General features: G+C 59.5%; 1 protein-coding gene and 1 pseudogene. Both read left to right on the top strand.

The features are described from left to right. The first annotated feature begins 36 nt into the window (after positions 1 to 36). On the top strand, positions 37 to 756 hold the full coding sequence (gene trmB / locus NW820_RS06925) for a tRNA (guanosine(46)-N7)-methyltransferase TrmB (RefSeq protein ID WP_414407068.1): 720 nt from the start codon (positions 37 to 39) through the stop codon (positions 754 to 756). A gap of 98 nt (positions 757 to 854) precedes the next feature. Continuing rightward, positions 855 to 1,391 (top strand): annotated as a pseudogene (locus NW820_RS06920) (CPBP family intramembrane glutamate endopeptidase); the annotation flags it as partial.

Genomic DNA, 1,391 nt, shown 5'->3' with positions numbered 1-1,391 from the left:
TGGGCGAGGGCCGCAGCTGGCGGCAGGAGGTGGTCTATGGAAGCAGAGGTGCAACAGGGGCAGCAATCGCCTGAGGGCCAACTGGAGAAGCGCCCCCCTTCTCCGCCTTGGGCCGGGATCCCCTTACAGAGGGGCCTCGGTCACCGGGTACGGCAGCACGTCAATCCCCTGCAGGCACAGTATCAGCAGCCCGCCCCCCCACCCCATTGGGAACGGGTATACCGGCGGCTGGGGCAGCCCTTTCATCTGGATATCGGCACAGGGAGCGGACGATTTCTGCTGCGCCTCGCTCAGGAGCAGCCCGACTGGAACTTCCTAGGGGTAGAGATTCGGCAGGCGCTGGTGGAGCGGGCCAATGCCTGGCGGGATGAGCTGGGGCTGGATAACGTCCATTTTCTGTTTGCCAACATCAATGTCTCTTTGCGGCATCTGTTTGCGCCGGGGGATCTCAGCCGGGTGACCATCCTATTTCCGGATCCCTGGTTCAAAAAGCGCCATCACAAACGGCGGATCGTCCAGCCCCAACTGGTGGCGGATCTGGCTCTGCTGCTGCGACCGGGCAGCCCCGTCTTCCTGCAATCGGATATCCAAGAGGTGGCCGAAGAAATGGCAGCTCGATTTTTGGATCATCCGCAGTTTTGGGATCCCCACCAGGGGCCTTTGGACTCCAATCCCCTCGGCATCCCCACGGAGCGGGAGTGGCACTGCCTACAACTGGGCCTGCCCATCTATCGCTATTGGCTGGAGCGACGGTGACAACAGGACAAATCCGTAATGCAGTAATAACAACTCCATTCCGCCAAGACAATACAGAAGATAGGATATAACCCGCTTGAGTTGGATCCGTCGCCGCAATGTCTCACTCTGAAACCACGGCCTCTGCCGACCCCTCCTCTGCTTGGTTTTCTGTTCGCCGTGGGATCCTCAACCTGCTGAGCCTATTGGCCATTGTGATTGTCGGGCTTTCTCTTTCCAGCAGTTGGTTTCAGCCGCCGCCCCAAACGCAGTTGGATTTGTTGCAAACCGATCTCGCCCTGCAAGCTTCCCGCACCCTCGATGATCCCCGCTATCAGGATCTGGCACGGGCACTTTTGGGTCAGGATGTGTTCAAGGTGGCCCAAAATCGCTATCAGCAGACCGCCGATAACTACGCCGAACGCCTGAAACGTTTGAAACGGCTGGCCCGTTTAACTCCTGCTGGCGAATCTGAGGCGGCCAGCCCAGAACTGGCCCAATCTCCAGAGGTGGATCCCGCCCTTCTGGCCTCCATGCAAGATTTGCAGACGGAGCTGGATGCGCTTTGGCTGCGCCTGGGCTTGCTCTATGCCTACCAAGAAGATCTGGAGGCCGCTCAGCAGCAATGGCAGCAGATCATCGACCTGGAACGTCCC

Origin of the sequence: Synechococcus sp. R55.7 (assembly GCF_047461955.1) — a bacterium.
In the GTDB taxonomy this organism is placed as follows: Bacteria; Cyanobacteriota; Cyanobacteriia; order Thermostichales; family Thermostichaceae; genus Thermostichus.
Note: the sequence above shows the minus strand (reverse complement) of the source record. Positions and strands in the feature narration are given on the sequence as shown.